This window comes from Kosakonia sp. N21 (assembly GCF_050587465.1).
GTDB lineage: Bacteria > Pseudomonadota > Gammaproteobacteria > Enterobacterales > Enterobacteriaceae.
In genome coordinates, this window is record NZ_JBOBHR010000028.1 from 1 (window position 1) to 1,158 (window position 1,158).

A 1,158-nucleotide genomic window follows, 5' to 3' on the forward strand; every position below is an offset into this window, starting at 1 on the left:
TACCCATGATGATCGACCTCTTTTTCAGGTCGATCATCCCCACTTTCGTGCTGTACCACCACACCTCATAACACCCATCCTCTGCCGTTTCCCGCAGGCCCACACGCTCGCCCCTGAACGCTTTCCCCGCGCTCAGACTCACCCCTTTTATGCTCAGCTTCCCGCTCACATCCACCTTCCTCACCTGTAACCCCTCATCGTATTCCGGGGGCTGAACCGCTCCGTTGTACTGCCTTGATGACGGCTGATAACGTGACGCCGGCACCGCCATGTCCAGCGCGTCATGCGGACGCTCCAGGTTGTAGACCGCGCGCCAGTCATCGAACACCTGCTGTAACTGGCTGCCGTCCGTGAACCACCGGCCCTGCAGCACTTCGGCCTTCAGGCTGCGGTGAAAACGTTCCAGCTTGCCCTGCGTCTGCGGATGGTAAGGGCGTGAATGCCCCACCCGGATACCCTGGCGCATCAGCCACAGCTCCAGCGCGGTCCAGCTTCCTGTGGTGTCGCCCCAGGGAGCTCCGTTATCCATAGTCATCCTGTCCGGCAGGCCGTAGCGTTCAAACACCTTCACCAGCTGCGACTGCACGGTCTCACGCCGTTCATTGTCGCAGTGCGTCAGGCACAGTGAGAACCGGGAGTGGTCATCAAGTAGCGTGAGGGGGTGGCTGCGTCCGCCGGCAAAGAGAAAGTTACCCTTAAAGTCCATCTGCCAGAGGGCGTTCGGTCTGCTGTGTTCGAAACGCCCGGCAGAAGGGATACCCGCGGGCCCCCCCGGCAGCAACCCGTGGCGGTGCATAAGGGTATGTACGGTGCTGACGGCAGGGAGTTCGTGCCCCTGAGCCTCCAGCCAGGCCTTGATCTTACGGGCCCCCCAGCGGGGATGAGCCTGGTGTGCGAACTGTAACAGGTCAGCCACCTGAGCAGCCGTGGCGTTGGGAGAATGATGCGGTGCGCGGGAGCGGTCAGCAAGACCGGGGCTCCCGGCGTCGAGCCAGCGGTGAAGCCACTTGTAGCCGGTGGAGGGCGCAATGCCGAAGTGACGGCAGAGCGCCCGGATGTTAGCCCCTTCCTGAGAGGCAAAGTGAACAAACTCCTGACGTAATGACATGGTATCTCTCGCATCCCAGGGCATAAGTGACTCCGGAAGAGGGTTCTTAT

General features: G+C 61.5%; 1 protein-coding gene. It reads right to left on the bottom strand.

Annotated features, from left to right (window positions below; translation table 11 throughout):
* On the bottom strand, positions 1–1,132 hold a 1,132-nt coding region (locus ACQ3G7_RS24680), incomplete at its 3' end, for an IS481 family transposase (protein ID WP_430893009.1).
* Between the last annotated feature and the right edge of the window lie 26 nt (positions 1,133–1,158).